The sequence below is a fragment of the Methylobacterium sp. E-066 genome, assembly GCF_022829635.1.
In the GTDB taxonomy this organism is placed as follows: Bacteria; Pseudomonadota; Alphaproteobacteria; order Rhizobiales; family Beijerinckiaceae; genus Methylobacterium.
This window is the reverse complement of sequence record NZ_JAKSYO010000089.1, coordinates 75,090-101,294: the sequence shown is the minus strand read 5'-3', so window position 1 is coordinate 101,294 and position 26,205 is coordinate 75,090. Positions and strand designations below refer to the sequence as shown.

Here is a 26,205-nt window from a genome sequence, read left to right as displayed (position 1 = left end):
CGGGCAGCGGGCAATAAAAAAGGGCCCCGAGGGACCCTGCATGCGCCACCGCTCGGATTGCAGCCCTGATCTAGGGCCGCTCCGTCGGTGACGCTTCCGCTACAATAAGAACCGCGTTCATCGGATATCCGAGCCTGCCTCGCGGCGAACGCCAAATCCGGGGTCGGATTCATGCGACTCACGCGTGAAGTGTCGAGCCTCATACCGGAGCCCCGGGAACCGGTCAACGCGTTTGCCGAGGATCGGACGCGCGCTCAGCGCAGGGGCGGTGGCCGGCGGCGGACCCAGTTGCTCGCCGCGTCGTAGGCGGCGCCGAGTTGGAGGCAGGCGAGCTCGCCATGATTGCGGCCGACGATCTGGATGCCGGTCGGCAGGCCGGCCTCCCCGAAGCCCGCCGGAACGTCGAGGGCCGGCAGGCCGGACATCGTCACCGGGATCACTGTCTGCATCCACCGGTGGTAGGTGTCCATCGGGCGGCCGCCGACCTCCTGGGGCCAGCGCAGGCCCTTGTCGAACGGAAAGACCTGCGCACTCGGCATGACCAGGTAATCGTAGCTTTCCATGAAGCGGCGAAGGGTCTCGTACCAGCGGGTACGCCCCTCCAGGGCGGCGGTGAGCCGGTCGACGGTGAGTTCGAGGCCGCGCTCGGCCTCCCAGATCGCCTCGGGCTTCATCTGCGCCCGGTGGGAGGGCTCGTCGTAGAGCGGCCGGAGCACCGGCGCGACCATCAGGGCCCGCAAGGTCAGGAAGTCGCGCCAGAGCTGCTCCATGTCGAACCGGGGCGCAGCCTCTTCGACCACGCAGCCGATCTCCGCGAAGGTGGCGAGCGCTGCGCGGCCGAGTTCGAGCACGCCGGGATCGAACGGGATCTGTCCGTTGCAATCACCCAGCCAGGCGATCCGGGTCCCGCGGAAATCCCGGGCGAGCGGGCTCGCGAAGGCCGCTGGGTCCTGGCGGATCGTGTTCGGGCAGCGGGGATCGTAGCCCGCCTGGACCGAGAGCATCAGGCCGATATCCGCCGGGCTGCGCCCGACGGCGCCGAGCACCGACAGGCCCGGGCTGAACGCATCTTTGGTCTCGACCGGGATCCGGCCCCAGCTCGGGCGCAGGCCGTAGCAATTGTTGAAGGCGGGCGGGTTGCGCAGCGAGCCACCGAAATCGCTGCCGTCGGCCACCGGCTGCAACTTCAGGGCGACCGCCACCGCGGCGCCGCCACTCGATCCGCCCGCACTCTTCTCCGGATCGTAGGCGTTGCCGGTGGTGCCGTAGACCGGGTTGAAGCTGTGCGAGCCGAGCCCGAATTCGGGGATGTTGGTCTTGCCGATGAAGATCGCCCCGGCCGCGCGCAGCCGGGCGACCATGATCGTGTCGACTTGCGCGATCCGGTTGGCGAAGATCGGCGACCCTTGGGTGAACGGCAGCCCGCGCACCGCGTCGAGATCCTTCACGGCGAGCGGAAACCCGTGCAGCGGACCGACCGCTTCGCCGCGGGCGAGCGCCGCATCCCGCGCCTCGGCCTCTTGGAGAAGCGCCGCGTCGTCCTGAAGGCCGACGATGGCGTTGACCTGCGGATTGAGCCGGTGGATCCGCTCCAGATAGGCGCGCATCACCTCGACGCAGGAAACGATCCGGCCGCGGATAGCGGCCGCGAGATCCACGGCGCCGAGCGCCGTGATGCCGTCCTGTCGCTCATCCTGCATGGTCGATCGTCTCCCTATCGCGGTCCGCGCCGGCATGGCCAAGGCTTGGCGAGGCCGATCACACGTTTGGTCGCGTGCGGCGGTCTACTACTCGCGATAGTTGGGGAGGCAAGAGATGTGCAGGGATTCGTCTGACGTTCCCGCGGCCTGACAAGCGTCCGGCGTCGCGCCCGACGCGCGGTCGATTCGTGATCCCGTCCCCAGGCTCAGCGCCGTCATTGCGAGCGTAGCGAAACAACCCAGGGCAGCGCGCGCGCGCCGAATGTGGCGTTTCCCTGGGTTGCTTCGCTCCGCTCGCAATGACGGTGGGGCCGGTGCGAGCTCCTATCGGCGCCTTATCAGACCACCGCCCAAGGCAGCGTCTCATCCCCCCGGAACACCACCACGGCGGTGTCCTCCACGGCCACCGCCTCGATCACGCGGCTCTCCCGGCGCTCGAGGGTGACGGTCGCCGCGTTGGGCTCGAGCCCGTGGAAGCGCGCGCCGTTCAGCGACGCGAAGGCCTCGAATCTATCGAGCGCGCCCTCCTCGTCGAAGACCTGCACGTAGGTCTGCAGGGCACTCGGGCCGCAGAACACGCCGGCGCAGCCGCAGGACGCCTCCTTGGCGCCGCGGACATGCGGGGCCGTGTCGGTGCCGAGGAAGAAGCAGGCCTCACCCGAGGTCGCGGCCGCGCGCAGGGCCAGGCGGTGCCGCTCGCGCTTGGCCACCGGCAGGCAGTAGAGGTGCGGGCGCAGGCCGCCCTGGAAGATGTGGGTGCGGTTGATGACGAGGTGGTGGGGCGTGATCGTGGCCGCCACGCGGGTCCGGTTGGCCCGGACCACGTCGAGGATCTCGGCCGTGGTGGCGTGCTCGACGGTGACCTTCAGGCCCTGGTGCCGGGCGAGCAGCGGGATCAGGCTGCCCTCCATGAAGGCGGCCTCGCGGTCGAAGATGTCGATCTCCGGGTCGGTCGCCTCGCCGTGGATCAGGAGCGGCATGCCGATCCGCTCCATCCGCTCCAGCACGGGCGCGAGCCCGATCAGGTCGGTGACGCCCGCATGCGAGTTCGTCGTGGCGCCCGCCGGGTAGAGCTTGGCCGCGATCCAGACCTTCTCCGCAAAACCCCGCTCGATCTCGTCCGGGTCGGTATCGTCCCGCAGATAGCAGGTCATCAGCGGGGTGAAGTCCATCCCGTCCGGCAGCGCGGCCAGGATCCGCTCGCGATAGGCGCGCGCGGCCGCCACGGTCGTGACTGGCGGCACCAGGTTCGGCATGATGATGCCCCGGGCGAACTGGGCTGCCGTGTAGGGCAGCACCGCCTTCAGCATTGCGCCGTCGCGCAGGTGGATGTGCCAGTCGTCCGGCCGGCGGATCGTGATCCGGTCGGCCGGCTTCGCCTCCTGGCGCTCGGCGGGAAACAGCTCGGCCACGCCCATCGCGAAAAACTCCTCAGCCCTGACCGAAGGACGCGATGCCGCCATGGGCCGCCGACCACTCCGCCGGCGCGTTGAGGAAGCGCTCGACCTCGGCCAGGGTGTTGGCGTCGAAGGTGCCCATCTCCTTGGCCACCGCCAGCACGTCCCACCAAGTGGTGAGGTAGTGCAGCTTGATGCCGATCTCCTGCATCAGGGCGGCGCTGCCGGGGAAGATGTCGTAGTAGAACAGCACGAAGCAGTGATCGACGTTGGCGCCGGCGTCCCGCAAAGCCTGGCAGAAATTGACCTTGCTGCGCCCGTCGGTGGCGAGATCCTCGACCAGCAGGGTCCGGGCGCCCTCGACCACCTCGCCCTCGATCTGCGCATTGCGGCCGAACCCCTTGGGCTTCTTGCGGACGTACTGCATCGGCAGCATCAGCCGGTCGGCGATCCAGGCGGCGAACGGGATGCCGGCGGTCTCGCCGCCCGCGATATGGGTGAGCGACTCGTAGCCGATCTCGCGCACGATCGTGGAGGCGGCGAAGTCGATCAGCGTTGAGCGCAGGCGCGGGAACGAGATGATCTTGCGGCAGTCGATATAGACCGGGCTGGCCCACCCGGACGTGAACTTGAACGGCTCGTCCTTGTAAAAATGGACGGCCTGGATCTCAAGGAACATCTTGGCCGCCTCGCGGGCGATCAGCGTCCGGTCGATGGGCAGGAACGACGTGGTCATGCGGCGTGCGCGCTCCGCTGGGGCACTCTCCGCCGGGGCCGGCCTGGAAGAGCGCGAGGATGGGAAGGCCTGACCGGTCTCCTCCGCCCTGTCTCCGCCAGCGTCAACCCTGAAGCTGACGCTATCCGCCGCTCAGGCTGCGCCGGCCCCGGCCCGAAGCTCCGCCAGATGCCGGATCGCCAGGGCGTAGCCATGCGTGCCGAAGCCAGCCAGCACTGCGGTCGCGGCGAGAGACACGTAGGAGTGATGGCGAAACGCCTCGCGCCGGTGGACGTTCGAGATATGGCACTCGATCACCGGTACCTCGCAGGTGTTAAGTGCGTCGAGGATCGCCACCGAGGTGTGGGTGTAGGCGCCGGCGTTGATCACGATGCCGGCGGACTCGACCCGGAAGGCGTGGATCGCGTCGATCAGCGCGTGCTCGGCGTTGCTCTGGCGGAAATCCACATTGAGCCCGAAGCCGGCGGCGGTCTCGCGGCACAGGGCCTCGACATCGGCCAGGGTCTCGCGCCCGTAGATCTCCGGCTGCCGCTTGCCGAGGAGGTTCAGGTTCGGCCCGTTCAGGACCAGGACGGTGTCGATCATCGCTTTCCTCGCCGCCCTCTGCGGCCAGCCTCCAAGCCCCGATGCGCTGAGACCTTCGTTCGCTTGCTCCCACCCACGCCCTCATCCTGAGATGCGCGCAGCGAGCCTCGAAGGAGCCTCCCAGGAAATCGCGCGGCAGGCTGGAGGCCTCCGCTACGCTTCGGCACCCCAGGATGAGGGCGCGGGTCAGTTCGCCCCGTTGTGGCCGTGCGTTGGGTGAGCGTCAAACACGTCCCCACATTCGCCCTGTCACCGGCCCCGAGATGTCCCGCCCCGGGCGTCCTATCCCCGCCTCGGCGGTTCAGTTTCCCCACGTGCGGCGCTATCCCGGTCTCGAACCAGCCGAACGATCAGGGAGAAGATGCGATGGCAGGATCCCCGAGCGAAGCGCCCGTGGTGATCGCGGTGGCGATCACCGGCTCGGTGCCGCGCAAGACAGACAACCCGGCCGTGCCGATCACCGTGGCCGAGCAGATCGAATCGACCCGGCAGGCCTTCGAGGCGGGCGCGACCCTGGCCCATATCCACGTGCGCAACGACGACGAGTCGCCCTCCTCGGACCCCGACAAGTTCGCCGCCGTGCAGGAGGGGCTGCGCAAGCACTGCCCCGGGATGGTCGTACAGTTCTCCACCGGCGGGCGCGGGCGCGATCCTGCGGCCCGGGGGCTCTCGCTCAAGCACCGGCCCGACATGGCCTCGCTCTCCACCGGCTCGGTGAACTTCCCGACCATCGTGTACGAGAACAGCGCCAGCCTCGTGACCGACCTCGCCGGCCAGATGAAGCAGTATGGCGTGCGGCCCGAGATCGAGATCTTCGACCTGTCGCACCTGCACGGGGCCAAGCGGCTCATCGAGGCCGGCCTGATCGACGCGCGCCCGCACGTGCAGTTCGTGATGGGCGTCCAGAACGCGATGCCGGCCGAGGAGCACCTCCTCGACATCCTGCTCGCCGAGACCCGTCGGATCCTGCCCGAGGCCACCTGGACCGCCGCCGGGATCGGCCGAAACCAAGCCATCGTCATGGACTGGGCGCTCGCCCGCGGCGCCGACGCGGTCCGCACCGGCCTGGAGGATAACATCCGGGTCACGAAGGACCGGCTGGCGGCGAGCAACGCCGAGCTGGTCACCCTCGCCGCCGATGCAGTCCGCCGCCACGGCCGCCAGGTTGCGAGCCCGGCCGAGGCGCGGGCCGCGCTGGGACTGGGCTGAGACCGTCTTCTCACGGGCCGGACGGCGTGCTAACGGTCCGCCCGCGCGGGTGTAGCTCAATGGTAGAGCAGCAGCCTTCCAAGCTGAATACCCGGGTTCGATTCCCGGTACCCGCTCCACGCCTGCCTCACATCAAGGCGGCGGAGCCCCGGCAGGCGCCCCCATCCCGTTCGTATCCGTCGCCCCGTCGAGTGCGGCGCGTCCCGGCTTCTAGGGAAGCATCACCATGAAGGTATCCGCCGACCTGTGCATCGTACCGATGGGCGTCGGCCCGTCGGTCTCGCCCTACGTGCGCGAGATCAAGGCGATCATCGAGGCGAGCGGCCTGACCGCCACGATGCATCCGAACGGGACCAACATCGAGGCCGAGTTGTCGGAGGTCTGCGCCCTGGCGGAGCGCTGCGAGGCCCGCCTCGCCGAACTCGGCGTCGAGCGGACCTTCTTCACGCTGATCTTCTCGACCCGCCGGGACAAGGAGCAATCCATGGCCGACAAGCTCGCGGCCGTCTCCTGAGGGCCGCCGCTCGAGGCGCCGCGGTGACGCGCCCGTGATCCGACCCGCATCCTCGTGCGTTCCCTCCGGTCCGGACACCAGGGTGCCGGGAGGAGAGCGGCATGACCGAGCAGAACACCGGCGACGTGCGGATCGAGCCCTATGACAGCCCGGCGGGCGGCTGGGGCTCGGCCCGCTCGCTGGTCGAGATTCTGACCCGCGAGGGTGTTCCGGTCACCGGCTCGGCCATGCTGCTGAAGCAGAACAAGCCGGACGGGTTCATGTGCGTGTCCTGCGCCTGGGCGAAGCCGGCCAAGCCTCTGGCCTTCGAGTATTGCGAGAACGGCGCCAAGGCCACCGCCTGGGAGCAGACCCGGCGGCGGGCGACCCCGGACTTCTTCGCCGCCCACACCGTCACCGAGCTGCTCGGCTGGAGCGATTACGCCCTTGAGGAGCAGGGCCGCCTGACGCATCCCATGCGCTACGATCCCGAGACCGACCGGTACCGGCCGGTCTCCTGGGGCGAGGCATTTGCCGAGATCGGGCGGGAGCTGAAGGCGCTGCGCGAAGAGGACCCGAAATCGGCGGTGTTCTACGCCTCCGGCCGGGCCTCGCTGGAGACCAGCTACATGTGGGCGCTGCTGGCGCGCCTCTACGGCAACAACAACCTGCCGGACTCCTCCAACATGTGCCACGAGCCGACCTCGGTTGCTCTGCCGCAATCGATCGGTGCGCCGGTCGGCACGGTCCTGCTGGAGGATTTCGAGTCGACCGACCTGATCTTCTTTTTCGGCCAGAATGTCGGCTCGAACGCGCCGCGGATGCTCCACCCGCTCCAGGAGGCGCGGCGCCGGGGGGCGCAGATCATCACCTTCAACCCGCTGCGCGAGCGCGGGCTGGAACGCTTCACCAACCCGCAATCGCCGGTGGAGATGCTGACGCGCTCGGCCACCAAGATCTCGACGCAGTATCACCAGGTCAAAGCCGGGGGCGACCTCGCGGCGATCACCGGGTTGTGCAAATCCTTGCTCGCCATGGACCGGGACGCCACCGCGTCGGGCAAGCCCGCCATCCTCGACCACGCCTTCATCGCCGAGCACACCCACGGCTTCGACGCGTTCGTGGCGTTCTGCGATCGCGCGGATTGGGCGGCGATTGAGCGGCGCTCCGGCCTTACCCGCCCGGCCCTCGAAGCCGCGGCCGGGGCCTATGCCCGCGCCAAGGCGGTGATCGGCATCTACGGGATGGGGCTGACCCAGCACCGCAAGGGCACCGAGACCGTGCGGATGCTGGTGAACCTATTGCTGCTGCGCGGCAATATCGGCAAGCCCGGCGCCGGGATCTGCCCTGTGCGCGGCCATTCGAATGTGCAGGGCCAGCGCACGGTCGGCATCACAGAGAAGCCGGAGCTGGCGCCGCTCGACAAGCTGAAGGAACTCTACGATTTCGAGCCGCCGCGGGAGAAGGGCCTGAACACGGTCGAGACCTGCGAGGGCATCCTCGACGGCAGCGTCCGGGCCTTCGTCAGCCTCGGCGGCAACTTTTTGCGTGCGATCCCCGATACCGGCCGGATGGAGCCGGCCTGGCGCCGGCAGCGTCTGACGGTGCAGATCTCGACCAAGCTCAACCGCTCGCATCTGGTCAACGGCACGGTCGCCTACATGCTGCCCTGCCTCGGCCGGATCGAGATCGACCAACAGGCGAGCGGGCCGCAGGCGGTCTCGATGGAGGATTCCACCGCCCGCTTCCACGGGTCCCGCGGCGTGTCCGATCCGGTCGGCCCGGAGGTGCGCTCCGAGCCCTGGATCGTGGCCGAGATCGCCAAGGCGGCGCTGCCGCATAACCCGCGGATCGACTGGGATGCCTGGGTTGCCGATTATGCCCGCGTGCGCGACGCGATCGAGGCGACCTACCCGAAGGTGTTCCACGACCTAAACGGACAGATGTTCCGCCCCGGCGGGATCACCAAGCCGCTCGGCGCCCGCGACCGGAGATGGGAGACCGACACCGGCAAGGCGAACTTCGCGGTGCCGGAGGGGCTGGAGGCCGATCCCGACCTGCCGGCGCATGGCCCGGACGTGCTCGATCTGATCACGCTGCGCTCGAACGACCAGTTCAACACCACGGTCTACGGCTACGACGACCGCTTCCGGGGCGTGAAGGGCACCCGGGACATCCTGTTCATGAACCGGGCGGACATCACCCGGCTCGGGCTGAAGGATGGCGGCTCCGTCGATGTCGAGGCGGTGGCCGGCGATGCGGTTACGCGGCGCGTCGGCGGCCTGCGGGTGATCGCCTACGACATCCCGCCGGGAAACTGTGGCGGCTACTACCCGGAATTGAACGTCCTGCTGCCGCTCTGGCACCACGACGAGCAGTCCAAGACCCCCGCCGCCAAGGCGATCACCGTGCGGGTGAGCGCGTCGATGCCGAGGACCTGATCCGAGCCATCTGGCGCGCCGCCGTTCCCTCCGGCAAAGAGCCCGGATGGATCAGGTCACGCCCCGAGACGTGGAGCCGCGCCTGCGCGGGCTCCTGGACCTGATCGCGGCCGGCACGCCCGTCCGCGAGCCGGGCCTTGACCTCGCGCATGTGGATGCGAGCGGCGCCGCGCTTGCCGGCGGGACCGCGCCGGCCGACGCGGAATCGGGCGGCCTTCCGCTTGCCGGGGCCGACCTGTCCCGCGCCCGCATGGAGGAGGCCGACCTGTCGGGCGCCAATCTGCGCCGGGCGAGCCTCACCGGCGCTGTCGGGCGCTCGACCCGCTTCGTCGGTGCGATCCTGGAGGAGGCCGACTTGTCGGAGGCCGACCTGTCGGGAGCAGACTTCGCCGGCGTCACGGCGGGTCAGGTCAAATTCGCGTCCGCCATGCTGGAGGATGCCCGCTTCGGCCAGGCGGCGATGCGCTTCGCCGACCTGTCGGGGGCGCTTCTGGACGGGGCGAATTTTACCGAGGCCGACCTCTGGGGCGCGGATTTCTCCGGCGCTGACGCGGACGACACCGTGTTCCGCGACGCGCGGCTCGACGAAGCCAAGCTCGCCGATGCCAACCTGACCCATGCCGATTTCGAGGGCGCCAGCCTGACCAAGGCGTCGCTGGCGGGCTCGCGCCTGCGCGGCGCCAAGTTCACCGGGGCGAAGCTCGACGGCGCCGACCTGTCCGGCGCGGATCTGTCGGATACCGACCTCGTCCGGCTCAACCTTGCCACCTGCCGGCTGCGGCATGCCCGCTTCGCCGGCGCCTGGCTCAACGGCACCCGGATGAGTGTCGAGCAGCTCGGCGGCGCCGTGGGCGAAGAAGTGGCGGGCGCCTACGAGCTGGCGCAGGCGAGCTACCTCGCCCTGGAGCAGAACTGGAAGAGCATCGGCAACCACGATGCGGCGAGCTGGGCCTACAAGCGCGGCCGCCGGATGGGCCGCTTCCATGCCGGAGCGCAGGCGCGCGCCGCCTGGGCCGGGCGCGACGGGGCCGGAATCCTGCGCCACGGCTACCGCTGGACCGCCGACCGCTTCGTCGAATGGCTGTGCGATTACGGCGAGAGCCTGTCGCGCATCGCCCGAGCCTTCGCGCTCCTGATCGTCGTGTTCGCCGGCCTCTATGGGCTCACGGGCGGCCTGATCGTGCTGGAGGGTCCTGAGGCGGGGCCGACCTACAACCCCATCGACCTGATGAGCTACAGTGCGCTCAACATGATGACCGCCAACCCGCCGGACATCGGCCTCAAGCCGACCGGGCGGGTCACCAACCTGCTGGTCGGCCTGGAAGGCGCGGTCGGCATCATCCTGATGGGGCTCTACGGCTTCGTGCTGGGCAACCGCCTGCGCCGGTGAAATCCGTCAGTCGTTGCCGTTGCCGTTCAGCCGCTCGATCAGGATTCCGAGATCCTTGCGCAGGGCCTGGATCTCCGGCTCGCTGAGTTCCAGCTGGCACATCACGCTCTCGCGCACCGTCACGGCCTCTGAGCGCAGAGCAGCGCCCTGCGGGGTCAACGCGATCTCGACCTCGCGCTCGTCGGATTGACGCCGGGTCCGGACCAGGAAGCCCGCGCTCTCCAGCCGCTTCAGAACCGGCGTGAGCGTCCCGGAATCGAGCCGCAGCCGCCGGCCGATCTCCGAGACCGTCACGCCGTCCTGCTCCCACAGCACCAGTAGGACGAGATATTGCGGATAGGTCAGGCCGAGCCGCTCCAGGAGCGGGCGGTAAGACTTCGTCATCCGGTGCGCGGCCGCGTAGAGCGCGTAGCAAAGCTGGTTGTCGAGCAGGAGCGGATCCGTCACGTGCTCCGTCTCGACCGTGTCCACTGTATACGACATGTGTCTCGCCCATCGCGGTCCGAGTGCCGCTTGTCTCGCACCGCGACCGCGGGTTGGTCATCCTAGCATAACACGCTCACCACGCGCGCAAGCTCCTGCGCGACCAGCCCTTTCTCAACAACCACGGCGCCCGGACGCTCCGTCACCTGGCGATGACAAGTTCGATAGGCTGTTCAAGAACCCGGCTTCGTCCTCCAGCGTACGCAGGTCGAGCACGATGGCATCGCCGCTGATGCGGCCGATCACCGGCACCGGCAATCCGCGCAGGCGTTCGGCCAAGCGCTTGCAGCGCCCCCCGGCGCCGCGGCGCCCGCCCTCGCCCTCCGGCGCCAGCACCAGGGCGGCGCTGGGCAGGGTCTCCACCGGCAGCGCGCCGGAGCCGATCTGGCTGATGCACTCCGCCACCGAGACATTGGCCCAGCCGGCAACCCGCTCGGCGACCGCGGGCGCCATGGCCCGAGCCTGCGCGTCGATCGCCGCCCGTGGGCGAGTGAGCAGGCGCAGGGTCGGCAGTTCCTCCGCCAGCCGCTCGGGGTAGAGGTAGAGGCGCAGCACCGCCTCCAGGGCGGCGTAGGTCATCTTGTCGACCCGCAGGGCCCTCTTCAGTGGGTTCTTGCGGACCCGGGCGATCAGGTCCTTGCGCCCGGCCACGATCCCGCACTGGACGGCGCCGAGCAGCTTGTCGCCGCTGAAGGTGACCACATCCGCCCGGGCCAGGGCCGCCCGAACGGTGGGCTCGGGCGGCAGGCCGTAGGCGGCGAGGTCGACCAGGCTGCCACTGCCAAGATCCTCCGCCAGCGGCACGCCGTGCTCGCGGCAGAGGGCGTGGAGCGCCATCGGCTCCGCCTCGGCGGTGAAGCCGGTGATCGCGTAATTGCTCGGATGCACCTTCATGACGAGGCCGGTGCGCGGGCCGATCGCCTCGGCGAAGTCGCGCAGATGGGTGCGGTTGGTGGTACCGACCTCGCGCAGCCGGCAGCCGGCCCGGGCCATCACGTCGGGCACCCGGAACGAGCCGCCGATCTCCACGAGTTCGCCGCGGGAGACCACCACCTCCTTGCGCATGGCGAGCGCGTTCAGCACCAGCAGGACCGCGGCGGCGTTGTTGTTGACGACGATAGCGGCCTCGGCCCCGGTCAGGCGGCAGATCAGCCCTTCCACATGGTCGTCGCGCTCGCCCCGGGAGCCGGTGGCGAGATCGAATTCGAGGTTGCTCGCCTGCACCATCACGGCGGCCACCGCCTCCGCGGCGGAGCGCGGGAGGAGCGCCCGGCCGAGATTGGTGTGCAGCACCGTGCCGGTGAGGTTGAAGACCGGCCGCAGCGACGACTGCCGTTCCGCCGCAAGTTTTTCCGACGCCGCGGACCGGATCGCCGCCTCGTCCGGCACCGGGCCGCCCTCCGAGCGGATCCCGGCGAGGATGGTGCGCACCGCCTCCGTGACGGCCGTGCGCCCAAAGGCGGCGAGAATTTCGTCCGGGGCCCCGCCGACGAGGCGCTCCACGGAGGGGATCCGGCGCGGGGCCTCCGCGGCGTCTTCGAGGGTCGGTCGGGGTGCTGCGGAGCGTGTCATGTAGCGCAGAGAGATAACGACGCCCGCGCGCAGGACCAGCCCGGCTCGGGGTGCGATCCCCGCAGGATTGGCACCGGGCGGCCGGTCGGTCAGGCTGTTGGGCCCGGCTGGCTGAGAGATGATGTCTCTACTGCACCGGACTGTCCCAGCAGCCGGCTCTAGCGCCTGCGACGCGATCACCCGTGGCCGATCCGGAACCAGGCAGCCCGTCGGGCGACTACCCCTGAGCGTGGACGCGGACGGGGAAGACCGATGAAGCATAAGCCGCTCAGCGAGCAGGTCGTGGTGATCACCGGCGCGTCGTCCGGGATCGGCCTCGCGACCGCCCGGATGGCGGCGGAGCGCGGCGCCCGGGTCGTACTGGCCGCCCGCAGCGGCGACGCCTTGGCCAAAATTCAAGCTGAGATCGAGGGCGTCGGCGGCAAAGCGCTCCACGTAGTCGCCGATGTCGGCAACCGCGCCGACGTCCAGGCCATCGCCGACCGGGCGATCGCGACGTTCGGTGGCTTCGACACCTGGGTCAACGTCGCGGGCGCCTCGATCTACGGCCGCCTGCGCGAGATCAGCGACGAAGACCATCAGCGCCTGATCCAGACCAATCTCTGGGGCACGATCTACGGGTCGCTGGTCGCCGTGGAGCATCTGCACCAGCAGGGCGGCGCGCTGATCAATGTCGGCAGCATCGCCTCCGACCTCGCCTTCCCGTTCCAGGGCATGTACGCGGCCTCGAAGCACGCGGTGAAGGGCTTCACCGACGCTTTGCGCATGGAGCTGATGGTCGAGGATGCGCCGATCTCCGTGACGCTGGTCAAGCCGGCCTCGATCGACACGCCGCTGCCGCAGCGCGCCCGCAACTACATGGACCGCGAGCCGAGCCTGCCGCCGCCGATCTACCCGCCCGAGGAGGTCGCCAACGCGATCCTGCACGCGGCGGTGCATCCGCAGCGCGACATCTTCGTCGGCGGCGCCGGCAAGGCCTTCGTCGCCGGCAAGGAATTCGCCCCGGGCGCCTACGATTACATGGGTCCGGCGATCATCGCGATGCAGAAGCGCGGGATCCCGCCCCGCGACCCGGCCGGAGCCTTGCACGCGCCGGTCTCGGCCGGTGCCACCCGCGGCGACCCGCCCGTCTACGTGATGCGCACCAGCGCCTACACCCGGGCGAGCCTGCACCCGCTCGCCACGGCGGCCGGGCTGCTCGGAGTCGGCACGGTGGCGGCCCTGGCGCTGATCGGGACCGCGCCCAGCCGCAGGAAGCGCCTGTAATTGGCCCTCGCCGCGCGTACCCTCCCGGGTCCGGCCCAGCCGACGCGGGACGAGCAGGCCGATTCCCGCATCGTTCCGCGCCGGTTCGTCCACCTGCCGGACGACCGGACCATCGCGTATGCCGAGACCGGCTCTGGCCCCGATCTCGTGGCGATCCACGGCACGCTGATGTGCCTGGAGGACCAATGGCTCGGGCCGGTGCCGGCCCTGGCCGGGCATTTTCGGGTGGTCGCCGTCGACCGGCCCGGCCACGGCTTCAGCCTGCGACCGCGGGGACGCGGCGCCGACATCTGGGACCAGGCCGCGCGCATCCGAGACGCGGTCCAGCGCTTGGGTTTGAAGCGTCCAGTGATCCTCGGCCATTCGTTCGGCGGCGCGGTCGCGCTGGCCTACGGGATGCTCTACCCGGACGAGATCGCCGGCATCGTCGCCCTGGCGCCAATCTGCTTCCCGGAGCTGCGTCTGGAGCACCTGCTGTTCGGGCCGCGGGCGCTGCCGCCGGGCGGCGATCTCCTGACCCGCATCCTGCATGCATCGAGCGATCCGGCGCTGCTGCCCCTGCTCTGGCACGCCATGTTCCTGCCCCAGGCGATGCCGCAGCGCTTCCGCCAGAATTTTCCGTTCGCGCTGGCCGGCCGCGCCGCGCAGATCACCGCCGAGGGCGAGGATGCCGCCTGGCTCTGGCCGGCGCTGTCCCGCAGCGCAATGCGCTACCCGAACCTCCGGGCTCCCACGCGCATCCTGTGCGGCGGCGCCGACATCGTGGTGAATTCCTACCTCCACGGGGCCGCAGCCGCCCGGATGATCCCGACGGCGACGCTGGAGATGCTGCCCGGGGCCGGGCACATGTTCCCGCATACCCACTCCGACGCGGTCGTGCGCGCGGCCCTGTCGATCGGGCGTTAGTCGTCCCCGCGTGGATCCGGGCGAGGCCCGAGCAGCCAGCGCTCGTCGATATCGGTGGCGTTGCGATCGGCCAGTGGCTGGGTCTCGTCGCCCTCGGCGAAGATCACCACGTCGCCCGGCCCGACATCGCGGCTGGCGTAGAAATCCCAGCGCCGATGGATCACCCGCGGGCCGCCGAAAATGCGAACCGCGTTCCAGTAGCGGTCGTCCCGGAAGCCGACATAGTGGACCGACGGTGCGGAGGGGCGCTCACCCAAGCCACAGGACCTTGCGGGCTTCGGCGAGCAGGACCGCGTGCTGCACCGAGGCCGGTCCCTCGTCAGGAATCGCGCTGCTGGCCTCGCCGATCAACCGCCGGAACTTCTTGCGGTTCAAACCGCGCCAGCTCTGGCAGGCGAGGACCGCCGCCAGCACGGTCTGGACCGCCTCCGTCCGGTAGTTCGCCTCGGCCAGGGCGAGTTGACCATCCGCTGCCCGGGACGAGCCATCGGCCGGCCGCGGCTTCTCGCGTGACAGGCCGGGATCGGACCCGTCATCGGGGAGCAGGTTGATGTCCCAGCTGACGTTCTCGCGCACGACCCGGGCTGGCGACCCGTAGGCCAGGGTGTTGCCCGGGATCACGCCGCTGACGATCGACTGAGCCCCGATGATCGCGCCATCGCCGATATGCGCGCCCTTGAACACGCTGACATTGCGGCCGAGCCAGACCCGGTGGCCGACATGGATCGGCCGGGACGGGTTGATCCGCCGGCCGGAATCCAGATCGATGATCGAATGGGCGTCGCTCACCCAGAAATTGACGCCCTCCGAGATCAGGCAATTGTGCCCGATGGTGATCGGCTTCGTCTCATGGACGAAGACCTGACCCTCGTTGGCAAACGCGCTGTGATGCCCGATCAGCAGCTTCGAATGCGGGCAGACATAGATCTGCACGGACGCCAAGCGCACGCCGTGCCCGATATGGACGGTGGAGCTCGGCCCGCAGGTGAGCGACATCCGCTCGAACGCATTGGCCCCATCCCCGATCAACACATGGCTGCCATCGCCGTTGATGGTGATCGTCCCATCGGACTTGTCCAGGAAATCCTGCGCGATCTGGATCTTGTTATTGCCGTTGTTCAACAGACGCACAGGCACACGACATCTCCGGGCACATCACTCAGACGCGGGTATGTAGTGTGAGGGCAGCGCGGATCGATCGCGAGCGTCAGAAACTCGGGTGAAGCACGCCGTCTACGCCGGTTCCCGATGCGACCTCGCCCCGGATCAGATTTCGGCCAGCGCTGGTGGGCGGTGAGGGACTCGAACCCCCGACCCTCTCCGTGTAAAGGAGACGCTCTACCAACTGAGCTAACCGCCCGGCGGCCGACCGTTACGGCATGGGGTCGGTGTGAGGCAAGAGGGCTCCGTCAGGGGCGGCGAGCCGGCGGGTGAGCGTGGGCGCAAGGCCGATGCTCTCCATGGGGGTCGGGCGCGCCGACGGCTCCGGAGGAGCAGCGGCGGCGGCGAGAACCGCGCGGGTGCCGGCTTCCACCGAGCAGATCAACGGGCACGGGACCTGCGAAGTGAGACGCTGGGCGAGGCCCGCGAGGCCCGCGCCGCCGAGGATCACCTTGGCCGCGCCGGCTTCGTGGCAGTCGCGGCATGCCTGAGCTAGGGCGGAGAGGGCGCGGTCCGGGTCTTCGGCGATCGCACCGCCGCTCGGGGCGACCGTCCTGATCGCCGCGAGGCGGTTGGACAGGCCGAGCGTGCCGACGAATTCCCGGAGCATCGGCTCCCAGGCCGCACCGCCGGTGACGATGCCGAATCGGCCCGCGGCGGCGGCCTCGCGGCAAGCGGCCTCGGCCATGCCGATCACCGGGACCGGGGACAGCTCCCGCAGGGCGAACAGGCCGGGATCCCCGAAGCAGGCGAGGTAGACCGCATCGCAACCGTCGCCGTGCTCGGCCAGGGCGTCGAGGGCGGCGTGGCCTGCGATCACCGAGGCCGCGCGGCTCGCGATGTAACGGGCCCCGAAGCGACCCGTCACCGCCCGCAGCTCCGCTCGATCCCCGATCTGACTTCGCACATGCCCGGCGACGAGGTCGGTCACCGCCTGGCTGGTGTTCGGGTTGATCAGCAGGATGCGCTTCTTCACCAGGCTCTCCCCACGAAAAAGCCCCCGGAGCAGGCTCCGGGGGCTACGATCGTCACGTCACGGGTCGGTCAGTGGGCGATGAACGCCGCGCCTTCCTCGTCCGTCCGGGCGGGCTTAGCAGCCACCGGCAGGGGCTCCTCCCACTCGATGGCGACCGGCACGCGCACCAGGGCCTTCTCCAGCACTTGATCCATCCGGGAGACCGGGATGATCTCCAGCCCGTTCTTCACGCTGTCGGGCACCTCGGCGATGTCCTTGGCGTTCTCCTCGGGGATCAGCACCGTCTTGATGCCGCCGCGGAGCGCTGCCAGCAGCTTCTCCTTCAGGCCACCGATCGGCAGGACCCGACCACGCAGCGTCACCTCGCCGGTCATCGCGATGTCGCGGCGGACGGCGATGCCGGTCAGCGTCGAGACGATGGCGGTGGCCATGGCGATGCCGGCGGACGGCCCGTCCTTCGGGGTCGCACCCTCCGGCACGTGGACGTGGATGTCGCGACGCTCGAACAGCGGCGGCTCGATCCCGAAATCGATCGCCCGCGAGCGCACATAGGATGCGGCCGCCGAGATCGACTCCTTCATCACGTCCTTCAGGTTGCCTGTGACGGTCATCTTGCCCTTGCCGGGCATCATGACCCCCTCGATCGTCAGCAACTCGCCACCGACCTCGGTCCAGGCCAGACCCGTGACCACGCCGACCTGATCGTCGGCGTCGATCTCGCCGTAGCGGAACTTCGGCGGGCCAAGGAAGACAGGAAGAGTCTCCACGTTCACCGCGACCGACTTGGTCTTGGTGATCAGGATCTCCTTCACCGCCTTGCGGATCAGGTTGGACAGCTCGCGCTCCAAGTTACGGACGCCGGCCTCCCGCGTGTAGCGGCGGACCAGCATCATCAACCCGTCGTCATCGATCGACCACTCGTGAGTCCCGAGGCCGTGCTTCTTCAGGGCATTCGGGATCAAGTGCTTGCGCGCGATCTCGACCTTCTCCTCCTCGGTGTACCCGGCGATGCGGATCACCTCCATCCGGTCCATCAGCGGGCCGGGGATGTTGAGGGTGTTGGCCGTGGTCACGAACATCACGTTCGAGAGGTCGTAATCCACCTCCAGGTAGTGGTCGTTGAAGGTGGCGTTCTGCTCCGGATCCAGCACCTCGAGGAGCGCCGCGGACGGATCGCCGCGGAAATCCATGCCCATCTTGTCGATCTCGTCGAGCAGGATGAGCGGGTTCGAGGTCTTGGCCTTGCGCATCGACTGGACGATCTTGCCCGGCATCGAACCGATATAGGTCCGACGGTGACCGCGGATCTCGGCCTCGTCACGCACGCCGCCAAGCGACATGCGCACGAACTCGCGACCCGTCGCCCGGGCGATGGACTTGCCCAGCGAGGTCTTGCCGACGCCGGGGGGGCCGACGAGGCACAGGATCGGGCCGGTGAGCTTGTTCGCCCGCTGCTGCACGGCGAGGTACTCGACGATCCGCTCCTTGACCTTGTCCAGGCCGAAATGGTCGTTGTCCAAAAGGACCTGGGCGCCGAGCAGATCCTTCTTGATCTTCGAGCGCTTGCCCCACGGGATTCCGAGCATCCAGTCCAGATAGTTGCGCACCACCGTCGCCTCGGCGGACATCGGCGACATCTGCCGGAGCTTCTTCAGCTCGGCGGTGGCCTTGTCGCGGGCTTCCTTGGTGAACTTGGTCTTCTCGATCTTCTCCTCGAGCTCGGCCAGCTCGTCGCGGCCGTCCTCGGAGTCGCCCAACTCCTTCTGGATCGCCTTCATCTGCTCGTTGAGGTAGTACTCGCGCTGGGTCTTCTCCATCTGCCGCTTGACGCGGGTCCGGATGCGCTTCTCCACCTGCAACACGGAGATCTCGCTCTCCATCAGCGACAGCACGCGCTCAAGGCGCTGCGCCACCGTGGGCGTCTCCAGGATGCCCTGCTTGTCGGAGATCTTGACCAGCAGGTGCGAGCCGATCGTGTCGGCGAGCTTCGAGGGCTCGTCGATCTGGGTCACGGCCGAGACGACTTCGGGCGAGATCTTCTTGTTGAGCTTGACGTAGTTCTCGAACTCCGAGAGCACCGAGCGCGCGAGCGCCTCGGCCTCGACGCGGTCCCCGAGCTCGTCGTGCAGAGCCTCGGCGGTGGCCTCGTAATACTCGTCGGAGCGGGTGAAGCCCGTCACCTTGGCGCGGCCGATGCCCTCGACCAGCACCTTCACGGTGCCGTCGGGCAGCTTCAGGAGCTGCAGCACCGAGGCGAGGGTGCCGATCTTGTAGATCGCGTCGGTGGCCGGATCGTCGTCGCCCGCGTTGATCTGGGTGGCGAGCAGGATGTGGCGATCGGTGCGCACGGCCTCTTCGAGGGCGCGGATCGACTTCTCACGGCCGACGAACAGCGGCACGATCATGTGCGGGAAAACGACGATGTCGCGCAGGGGGAGAACAGCGTAGGAGCCCGTCGAGCCCGGGACGACCGGCTGGCGCGATTTCGATTGTGTCATAGGAGACTTCCTCTCAGGGACGCCCAGCTTCGGTCCCCCCGGCGATGGGGCGAACCGACTGCCAGGGGCCGACCGGGCCGCGAGGGTCGGGATGGTCGTGAACTTTGCGGCTGGCGACGCGGACCGTTCCTCGAAGGAGCGAGCGGCCACCGCGATGAGCCTGAGGTGGCTGCGGGGGGCAGCGTTTTCAAGATGTTCCCCGCAGCGCGCCCGGCCGGAGCCGGGCGCTTAACGCAACCCTACCAAGCGCTTACGCGCTCACGCTGGCGGGCGCTTCCTTGTTGCGGTCGCCGTGGATGTAGAGCGGACGCGACTTGCCCTCGACCACCTCGGGACCGATCACAACCTGCTCCACGGATTCGAGACCCGGCAGGTCGTACATCGTGTCGAGCAGGATCGTCTCCAGGATCGACCGCAGGCCGCGGGCACCGGTCTTGCGCTCGATCGCCTTGCGGGCAACCAACGACAGCGCGTCGTCCTGGAACGTCAGGTCGACGTTCTCCATCTCGAACAGCCGCTGGTACTGCTTCACCAGGGCGTTCTTCGGCTCCTGAAGGATCTTCTTCAGCGCGGCCTCGTCGAGATCCTCAAGGGTCGCCAGGACCGGCAGGCGGCCGACGAACTCGGGGATGAGGCCGAACTTCAGCAGATCCTCGGGCTCCACCGAGCGGAAGATCTCGCCGGTGCGGCGGTCGTCCGGGGCCTGCACGCTGGCACCGAAGCCGATCGAGGTGCCCTTGCCACGCTGGGAGATGATCCGCTCCAGCCCCGCGAAGGCGCCGCCGCAGATGAACAGGATGTTGGTGGTGTCGACCTGCAGGAATTCCTGCTGCGGGTGCTTGCGGCCGCCCTGCGGCGGCACGGAAGCGACGGTGCCCTCCATGATCTTCAGGAGCGCCTGCTGCACGCCCTCGCCCGACACGTCGCGGGTGATCGAGGGGTTGTCGGACTTGCGCGAGATCTTGTCGATCTCGTCGATGTAGACGATGCCGCGCTGCGCCCGCTCGACGTTGTAGTCCGAGGCCTGGAGCAGCTTGAGGATGATGTTTTCCACATCCTCGCCGACATAGCCCGCCTCGGTCAGGGTCGTGGCGTCCGCCATGGTGAACGGCACGTCGAGGATTCGAGCGAGCGTCTGCGCGAGCAGCGTCTTGCCCGAGCCGGTCGGCCCGATCAGCATGATGTTGGACTTCGCCAACTCGACGTCGTTGTGCTTCGTCGCGTGCGCGAGCCGCTTGTAGTGGTTGTGCACCGCGACCGAGAGGACCTTCTTGGCGAAGTCCTGGCCGATGACGTAATCGTCGAGGACGCGCCGGATCTCCTTCGGGGTCGGGACGCCGTCGCGGCTCTTCACCAGCGAGGATTTCGATTCCTCGCGGATGATGTCCATGCACAGCTCGACGCACTCGTCGCAGATGAACACGGTCGGGCCGGCGATCAGCTTGCGGACCTCGTGCTGGCTCTTGCCGCAGAACGAGCAATACAGCGTGCTCTTGGAGTCGTTGCCGCCAGTCTTGCTCATATCGGTCTCCGATTCGTCGCGTACGCAGCCGGCTAAGGGCGCACGCGCATCGCTTCAACGTAAGGGGGCCCGTTTAAAGAAACAGTATGCTGCGCGCCTTTGACCGATGGGCCCTGTCATCGGATGCAAACACGCTGCCGCGGCGGGATCAAGGCCACGCCGCGGCGGTCAGGCGACGCAACCGTCAGGCGGCGGCGGGCTCGGGACGCTTCTGGATGACCTCGTCGATGAGGCCGAACTCCTTGGCCGCATCCGCCGTCATGAAGTTGTCGCGCTCCAGCGCGTTCTCAATGGCTGCGTAGTCACGGCCGGTATGCTTCACGTAGATCTCGTTCAGGCGCCGCTTCAGCGCCTCGATCTCGCGGGCATGGATCAGGATGTCCGTGGCCTGGCCCTGGAAGCCGCCGGAGGGCTGGTGGACCATGATCCGGGCGTTCGGCAGGGCGAAGCGGTGGCCGGGCTCACCAGCGGTGAGCAGCAGCGAGCCCATCGAGGCGGCCTGGCCGACGCAGAGGGTCGTCACCGGGCAGCGGATGAACTGCATCGTGTCGTAGATCGACAGGCCCGAGGTCACGACGCCGCCGGGGGAATTGATATAGAAGGAAATTTCCTTCTTGGGGTTCTCGGCCTCGAGAAACAGCAGCTGCGCCACGATCAGCGACGCACCGTAATCCTCCACGGGACCGGTGAGGAAGATAATGCGCTCGCGCAGGAGGCGGGAGTAGATGTCGAAGGCGCGCTCGCCGCGGCTCGACTGCTCGACGACCATCGGCACGAGTGCGTTGTTGTAGACGTCGATCGGATCTCTCATCTCGTCCTGCCCAGAGTGAGGCCCGGGGCTGCCGCGAATCAGGGCAGCCCGGGCATGTCAGCGAACACCGGCGATGCTTAACCATCGCCTAACCCTATGCCCGCCGTCCTGGGACAGTGCGGGGCTCAGTCGGCCGTTGCCTCGGTCTTGGCTTCGGCCTTGTCTGCCGGCTTCTCGCCGGTCGTGTCGTCGTCATCCTCATCGGCGAAAAGCGTCTCTTTCGAGACCGGCTCTTCGACGAGTTTGACCTGACCGAGGACGTGGTCAACCACCTTCTCCTCGAACAGCGGCGCCCGAAGCTCGGCGAGCGCCTGCGGGTTCTTGCGGTAGAAGTCCCACACCTGCTGCTCCTGGCCCGGGAACTGCCGGACCCGAGCGATGAGGGCCTGGTTCACCTCCTCGTCGGAAACCTTGATATCGGCGCTCTCGCCGACCTGTGCAAGCACGAGTCCGAGCCGGACGCGACGCTCGGCGATCTTCCGGTAGTCGGCCTGGGCCTTCTCCTCGGTGGTGTCCTCGTCCTCGAAGCTCTTGCCGCGGGTCTTGAGGTCCTGCTCCACCTGCGCCCAGACGCTGGCGAATTCCTGCGCGACCAGGGTCGGCGGCAGCTCGAAAGCGTACTTTCCGTCTAGCGCGTCCAGGAGGTCCTTCTTGAGCTTGCGGCGTGAGGCCGCCTCGAAGTCGCCGCCGATCGCCTTGGCGATCGCCTCGCGCAGCTTCTCGAGGGAGTCCATGCCGAGCGACTTGGCGAACTCGTCGTCGATCTTGGCCTCGCCCGGGGCCTGGATCTTGGTGACGGTCACGTCGAACTCGGCATCCTTGCCGGCGAGGTGCTCGGCGCCGTAGGCCTCCGGGAAAGTCGCCTTCACGACCCGCTTGTCGCCGACCTTGGCGCCGACGAGCTGCTCCTCGAAGCCCGGGATGAACGAGCCGGAGCCGAGCTCCAGGTCGATGCCCTCGCCCTTGCCGCCCTGAAATTCCTCGCCGTCGATGCGGCCGGCGAAATCGATGGTGACGCGGTCGCCGTTCTGGGCCTCGGCGCCGTCCTCACGCTCGGTGAACGGACGGCTCTGGCCGGCCATGCGCTGCAGGGCCTCGTCAACCTCGGATTCCTCGGGCTTGGCCACCAGCTTCTTGAGGCTGACGTCGGAGAGGTCGGCCAGCTCGAAGCTCGGCATCACCTCGAGGGCGACCTTGAAGGCCAGGTCGGCCTTGGCATCGAGCGCCTTCTCGACCTCGGCCTGGTCGGTCGGGAACTCGACCTGCGGCTCCAGGGCCAGCTTGAGGCCATTGTCAGCCACGATCTTGCGGTTGGCCTCGTTGACGGCGTTCTGCACCACCTCGGCCATGACCGAGCGGCCATAGACCTTGCGCAGGTGCGCGACCGGGACCTTGCCGGGGCGGAAGCCCTTGAGCTGGACCTTGTCCTTCATGCCGGAGAGCTCGGTCGTCAGGCGCTCCTCGAGTTCCTGGGCGGCCAGCAGCACCTGAAACTCGCGCTTCAGACCCTGGGCGTTGATCTCGGTCACCTGCATCGTCGTCGTCGCTCTTCAAAAGACCTTGTGGTCGCCGGCCGGGCCGGCGTCGTGCGGCTTGGTCGCGCGGTCCGGGATACGACGGTGTCGGATACGGGGATGAGGCGGCCCCGAGCGGGGCCGCGCCATCTCGAAGCGTCCTGGTGCGGGCGGAGGGGCTCGAACCCCCACGTCTTGCGACACTGGAACCTAAATCCAGCGCGTCTACCAGTTCCGCCACGCCCGCGCGCGCCGACACCCGGCGCGTCGCCGGCCGCCGGAAGCGCGCCCTATAGCATGGGCCGCACGGCTCGCAGCAAAAAACTTAACCTCCCGTGCCGGCGGTGGCGCACGCCTGGGCACGCGGCTATCTACCGAGGCCCTTCGCGAGCCGCCGTCGAGATCCCATGCCCCCATCCCGCCCCGTGCCGCCGACCGATCCGCGCGCCGGCACGCCGTCGCGCCGGACCCTGCTCGCCACGGCGGCCGCGTTCGGGCTGATGCCGGAGACGGGTCTGGCGCAGGGGACGGCCTCCGAGAAGCCGGCGGCCACGCCGACCCCGGCGGCGGCGGACGCCACCGCCCCGGCTTCCGCCCTGCCGGCCGCCCCCGGAAAGGCCCGGCTGCGGCCCGAGCCCGCGGCGGAGACCCCGGTCTGGTGCTTCGACGGCAAGGCCCTGCCGCCCCTGGTGCGGATCAAGCTCGGCCAGCCGGTCCGGCTCAAGATCGCGAATCGCACCGACAAGCCGCTGTCGCTGCACTGGCACGGGGTGCGCAACGTCAACGCGATGGACGGCGTTGGCGGCGTGACCCAGGCGCCGATCCAGCCGGGTACCGACTTCCTGTACCAGTTCACGCCTCCGGATGCCGGGACCTACCTGATCCGCCCCCTCGTGGTCGGCGGGGCGAGCGAGCCGTCCGGCCGGGGTCTGGCCGGCATGCTGATCGTCGAGGAGGCAAACCCGCCGCTGGTCGATGCCGATGTCGGCCTGGTGATGCAGGATTGGCGGCTCGAGGACGATGCCGGCCTGATGCCGTTCGGCCAGCCGCTGTTCGCCGCCACGAACGGGCGCCTCGGCAACCTCGTGACCGTCAACGGCAAGCCGGTGCCGGACACGTTCGAGGCGCGCCCGGGCGCGCGCGTCCGCCTGCGCCTCGGCAATGCCTGCAACGCCCGCGGCACGCGGCTCCGGTTCGAGGGCGTGAAGGTCTACGTGGCGGCGGTGGACGGGCAGCCGACCGACACGTTCGAGCCCTTGCGCGCGACCCTGCCGTTCCCCCCGGGCACCCGCTACGACCTGATGGTCGACTTGCCCGAGCAGGAAGGCGCCACCTGCTCGATCATCGCGCTCGTCGGCCAGGGCCTGACCCTGGCGACCGTGACCACCAAGGGCGCCAAGATCACTGACACGCGGCCGCCCATCGGCCCGATCGGCGAGAACAAGCGCCTGCCCGCGGAGATCAAGCTCCAGAACGCCCTGCGGCGGGACGTGGTGATCACCGGCGGTGCCTTCGTGCCGAAGACCGCCAAGGATGCGCCGAAGGATAAGCCAGCCCCGGAGCCGGTCTACACGGGGGATCCCCAAAAGATCTGGGCGGTGAACGGCACCAGCGCGAGTACGGGCCTCCAGCCGATCTTCACGGTGAAGCGCGGGCAGGTGGTGGTGCTGGCCCTGCGCAACGAGACCGCCTTCCCGCAGGCCCTGCACCTGCACGGCCACTGCTTCCGCCTGCTTCATCCCCTAGACGACGGCTGGGAGCCCTACTGGCTCGACACGTTCCAGTTGCTGGAGGGCCGGACCGCCCGCATCGGCTTTCTGGCCGACAATCCGGGGCGCTGGTTGATCAGCGCCACGGTGCTGGAACGGTTCGATACCGGCCTCTGGACGATGTTCGAGGTCACATAAGCCCGGCTTCGACAAGATCTCTCAGGACAGCGGGCATCAGCTCCGGGATGTCCTCGGCGATCAGGCCCGGGCCGTGGCGCAGGCCGGCATCGCCGTGAAGCCAGACGCCGGCCGCCGCCGCCTCGAAGGGCGGCATGCCCTGCGCCAGCAGCCCGGCGATCAGGCCGCCGAGCACGTCGCCCGAGCCAGCGGTGCCGAGATAGGGGCTGCCGTGATCGTTGATCGCCGCACGCCCGTCGGGGCTCGCGATCACGGTGTCGGCCCCCTTGAGGACCACGACGGCGCCGGTGAGCGCGGCTGCAGAGCGGGTCCGCGCGACCTTGTCGGAGCCCTCGGCGGTGGCCTCCGTCTCTTTGAACAGCCGCGCGAACTCACCCTCATGCGGCGTGAGCACCGCATGCGCGTCGCCGTCGGCGAGATGGGCGGCCAGCAGCGGCGCCTGGCCTGAAAAACTCGTCAGCGCATCGGCATCGAGCACGAGACTGCGGCCGGCGGCAGCCGCCACCGCGACGCGCTCGCGAGTCGGCTCGCCGGTGCCCAGACCCGGTCCCGCCAGGACGACGTTGAGGCGCTCGTCGGTGAGCAGGTCGTCGAGATCGTCCGCCGTCTCGCAGGGGCGCAGCATGATCGCGGTGAGCTGGGCGGCGTTTTCGGCCAGCGCCGCCTGGGGCGAGGCCAGGGTGACCAGCCCGGCCCCGACCCGCAGGGCGCCCCGGGCGGCGAGCCGGGCCGCGCCGGTCTTGGTGGCCGGCCCCGACAGGACCAGGGCGTGGCCGCGGGTGTATTTGTGGCTCTCACTGGTCAGCCGGGGAAAGGTTTTGGCCCACAGATCCGGTCCGTTGCGGAAGAGCGGCGGGGTGGCCGCGGCGAGGCCGGACTCCAGCGCCGCCTTGCCCGCCCCGATATCGGCCAGATGGCGATGGCCGCACAGGCTCCGGCCGGGCTGGAGCAGGTGTCCCGGCTTGAACGCCACGAAGGTCACGGTCTCCACAGCCTTGATCGCGATGCCGCGCACGGCGCCGGTATCGCCGTCGACCCCGCTCGGGACGTCCACAGCGAGCACCGGACGGCCGGCGGCATTCACCGCCTCGACCAGGGCGCGGGCGGTGCCGTCGAGATCGCGCGATAGGCCGGCGCCGAACAGCGCGTCGATCACGAGGTCGCAGAGCGGCAGAGCATCGGCGTCAGCCGGTTGCACCGGTCCGGTCCAGGCCTCGGCCGCCAGAGCGGCATCGCCCGTGAGCGCTCCGCGCTCGCCGAGCAGGCGGATATCGACCGTGTAGCCGCGCTCCACCAGCAGCCGCGCGGCCACGAACCCGTCGCCGCCATTGTTGCCGGAACCGCACAGGATCAGGACCCGACCACCCTCGGGCAGCCGGGCCCGGGCACGCTCGGCGACCGCGGCCCCGGCCGCCTCCATCAGGCGAATACCCGGTATCCCTCCGTCGATAGCTGCCGCATCGACCCGGCGCATCGCCGCGACCGTCAGCACTCGCATGCTCGTCTCCACGTCTGCCCGTGCACCGAACAACGCTGATTAAAAAAGCGCCACAAATTCATCGAAAGCCCGAAGGATGTGCGTAGCCTGCGCTCCGAATGAGCACTAACGTGGCGCCCGCCGCGAAAACGGCGTGGCGG

The 26,205-nt window shown here is 69.0% G+C and carries 21 protein-coding genes and 3 tRNA genes; 8 read left to right on the top strand and 16 right to left on the bottom strand.

The genetic code is table 11. The features are described from left to right. Positions 1 to 254 precede the first annotated feature (254 nt). The 4 genes from MKL20_RS10900 to aroQ form a co-directional block, all read right to left on the bottom strand. A complete protein-coding gene (locus tag MKL20_RS10900) occupies positions 255 to 1,700 on the bottom strand; it encodes an amidase (protein WP_244036679.1) in 1,446 nt (481 codons plus the stop codon). A 338-nt stretch (positions 1,701 to 2,038) separates the two neighbouring features. Then, positions 2,039 to 3,118 carry a dihydroorotase gene (gene pyrC / locus MKL20_RS10895; protein ID WP_244036678.1) on the bottom strand — a complete coding sequence of 360 codons (1,080 nt, stop codon included), beginning with the start codon at positions 3,116 to 3,118 and terminating at the stop codon, positions 2,039 to 2,041. Between the two features lie 13 nt (positions 3,119 to 3,131). Next, a complete protein-coding gene (locus tag MKL20_RS10890; protein ID WP_243973326.1) occupies positions 3,132 to 3,833 on the bottom strand; it encodes an orotate phosphoribosyltransferase in 702 nt (233 codons plus the stop codon). Positions 3,834 to 3,965: 132 nt separating this feature from the next. Continuing rightward, positions 3,966 to 4,418, bottom strand: a complete 453-nt coding sequence (gene aroQ, locus MKL20_RS10885) for a type II 3-dehydroquinate dehydratase (RefSeq protein WP_244036677.1) — start codon at positions 4,416 to 4,418, stop codon at positions 3,966 to 3,968. Positions 4,419 to 4,784: 366 nt separating this feature from the next. On the opposite strand from aroQ, the gene MKL20_RS10880 reads away from it, so the two are divergent. The 5 genes from MKL20_RS10880 to MKL20_RS10860 all read left to right on the top strand — a co-directional run bounded on the left by MKL20_RS10880 (position 4,785) and on the right by MKL20_RS10860 (position 9,951). Beyond that, on the top strand, positions 4,785 to 5,627 hold the full coding sequence (locus tag MKL20_RS10880) for a 3-keto-5-aminohexanoate cleavage protein (protein ID WP_244036676.1): 843 nt from the start codon (positions 4,785 to 4,787) through the stop codon (positions 5,625 to 5,627). Positions 5,628 to 5,672: 45 nt separating this feature from the next. Then, positions 5,673 to 5,746, top strand: a tRNA-Gly gene (locus MKL20_RS10875). Positions 5,747 to 5,853: 107 nt separating this feature from the next. Continuing rightward, on the top strand, positions 5,854 to 6,141 hold the full coding sequence (locus MKL20_RS10870) for an MTH1187 family thiamine-binding protein (RefSeq protein ID WP_092043425.1): 288 nt from the start codon (positions 5,854 to 5,856) through the stop codon (positions 6,139 to 6,141). Between the two features lie 101 nt (positions 6,142 to 6,242). Beyond that, positions 6,243 to 8,561 (top strand): FdhF/YdeP family oxidoreductase, encoded by a 2,319-nt coding sequence (locus MKL20_RS10865; protein WP_244036675.1) that lies wholly within the window; start codon positions 6,243 to 6,245, stop codon positions 8,559 to 8,561. A 46-nt stretch (positions 8,562 to 8,607) separates the two neighbouring features. Beyond that, positions 8,608 to 9,951: a pentapeptide repeat-containing protein gene (locus tag MKL20_RS10860; RefSeq protein ID WP_244036674.1), complete on the top strand. Its 1,344-nt coding sequence runs from the start codon at positions 8,608 to 8,610 to the stop codon at positions 9,949 to 9,951. Positions 9,952 to 9,957: 6 nt separating this feature from the next. On the opposite strand, the gene MKL20_RS10855 is transcribed toward MKL20_RS10860, so the two are convergent. Both MKL20_RS10855 and selA read right to left on the bottom strand, forming a co-directional pair. After that, positions 9,958 to 10,434: a MarR family winged helix-turn-helix transcriptional regulator gene (locus tag MKL20_RS10855; RefSeq protein ID WP_244036673.1), complete on the bottom strand. Its 477-nt coding sequence runs from the start codon at positions 10,432 to 10,434 to the stop codon at positions 9,958 to 9,960. A gap of 114 nt (positions 10,435 to 10,548) precedes the next feature. Further along, positions 10,549 to 12,006: an L-seryl-tRNA(Sec) selenium transferase gene (gene selA, locus MKL20_RS10850; protein ID WP_244036672.1), complete on the bottom strand. Its 1,458-nt coding sequence runs from the start codon at positions 12,004 to 12,006 to the stop codon at positions 10,549 to 10,551. 252 nt (positions 12,007 to 12,258) lie between these two features. On the opposite strand from selA, the gene MKL20_RS10845 reads away from it, so the two are divergent. Both MKL20_RS10845 and MKL20_RS10840 read left to right on the top strand, forming a co-directional pair. Next, on the top strand, positions 12,259 to 13,272 hold the full coding sequence (locus MKL20_RS10845) for an SDR family oxidoreductase (protein ID WP_244036671.1): 1,014 nt from the start codon (positions 12,259 to 12,261) through the stop codon (positions 13,270 to 13,272). After that, positions 13,273 to 14,178 (top strand): alpha/beta fold hydrolase, encoded by a 906-nt coding sequence (locus MKL20_RS10840; RefSeq protein WP_244036670.1) that lies wholly within the window; start codon positions 13,273 to 13,275, stop codon positions 14,176 to 14,178. Here the strand turns inward: MKL20_RS10840 and MKL20_RS10835 are convergent. The 9 genes from MKL20_RS10835 to MKL20_RS10795 form a co-directional block, all read right to left on the bottom strand. Continuing rightward, complete coding sequence (locus MKL20_RS10835; protein WP_244036669.1) at positions 14,175 to 14,435, bottom strand: hypothetical protein; 261 nt, start codon at positions 14,433 to 14,435, stop codon at positions 14,175 to 14,177. The two genes, MKL20_RS10840 and MKL20_RS10835, sit on opposite strands and share 4 nt — an antisense overlap. After that, on the bottom strand, positions 14,428 to 15,315 hold the full coding sequence (locus tag MKL20_RS10830) for an acyltransferase (protein ID WP_244036668.1): 888 nt from the start codon (positions 15,313 to 15,315) through the stop codon (positions 14,428 to 14,430). The genes MKL20_RS10835 and MKL20_RS10830 overlap by 8 nt, the downstream gene beginning before the upstream one ends. 147 nt (positions 15,316 to 15,462) lie before the next feature. Further along, positions 15,463 to 15,538 (bottom strand) — tRNA-Val (locus MKL20_RS10825). Positions 15,539 to 15,550: 12 nt separating this feature from the next. Beyond that, a complete protein-coding gene (locus MKL20_RS10820; RefSeq protein ID WP_244036667.1) occupies positions 15,551 to 16,315 on the bottom strand; it encodes an aspartate/glutamate racemase family protein in 765 nt (254 codons plus the stop codon). Positions 16,316 to 16,383: 68 nt separating this feature from the next. Then, positions 16,384 to 18,813, bottom strand: a complete 2,430-nt coding sequence (gene lon, locus MKL20_RS10815) for an endopeptidase La (RefSeq protein ID WP_243964993.1) — start codon at positions 18,811 to 18,813, stop codon at positions 16,384 to 16,386. A gap of 250 nt (positions 18,814 to 19,063) precedes the next feature. Then, positions 19,064 to 20,335 carry an ATP-dependent Clp protease ATP-binding subunit ClpX gene (gene clpX / locus MKL20_RS10810; RefSeq protein ID WP_007567156.1) on the bottom strand — a complete coding sequence of 424 codons (1,272 nt, stop codon included), beginning with the start codon at positions 20,333 to 20,335 and terminating at the stop codon, positions 19,064 to 19,066. Between the two features lie 184 nt (positions 20,336 to 20,519). Next, positions 20,520 to 21,146 carry an ATP-dependent Clp protease proteolytic subunit gene (locus MKL20_RS10805; protein ID WP_007567155.1) on the bottom strand — a complete coding sequence of 209 codons (627 nt, stop codon included), beginning with the start codon at positions 21,144 to 21,146 and terminating at the stop codon, positions 20,520 to 20,522. Positions 21,147 to 21,271: 125 nt separating this feature from the next. Next, positions 21,272 to 22,681 (bottom strand): trigger factor, encoded by a 1,410-nt coding sequence (gene tig / locus MKL20_RS10800; protein WP_244036666.1) that lies wholly within the window; start codon positions 22,679 to 22,681, stop codon positions 21,272 to 21,274. 141 nt (positions 22,682 to 22,822) lie between these two features. Further along, positions 22,823 to 22,907: transfer RNA gene (locus MKL20_RS10795), tRNA-Leu, on the bottom strand. Positions 22,908 to 23,067: 160 nt separating this feature from the next. Between MKL20_RS10795 and MKL20_RS10790 the strand changes: the two genes are divergently transcribed. Then, positions 23,068 to 24,567: a multicopper oxidase family protein gene (locus MKL20_RS10790; protein ID WP_244036665.1), complete on the top strand. Its 1,500-nt coding sequence runs from the start codon at positions 23,068 to 23,070 to the stop codon at positions 24,565 to 24,567. On the opposite strand, the gene MKL20_RS10785 is transcribed toward MKL20_RS10790, so the two are convergent. Continuing rightward, positions 24,560 to 26,065 (bottom strand): NAD(P)H-hydrate dehydratase, encoded by a 1,506-nt coding sequence (locus MKL20_RS10785; protein ID WP_244036664.1) that lies wholly within the window; start codon positions 26,063 to 26,065, stop codon positions 24,560 to 24,562. The two genes, MKL20_RS10790 and MKL20_RS10785, sit on opposite strands and share 8 nt — an antisense overlap. Positions 26,066 to 26,205 lie beyond the last annotated feature (140 nt).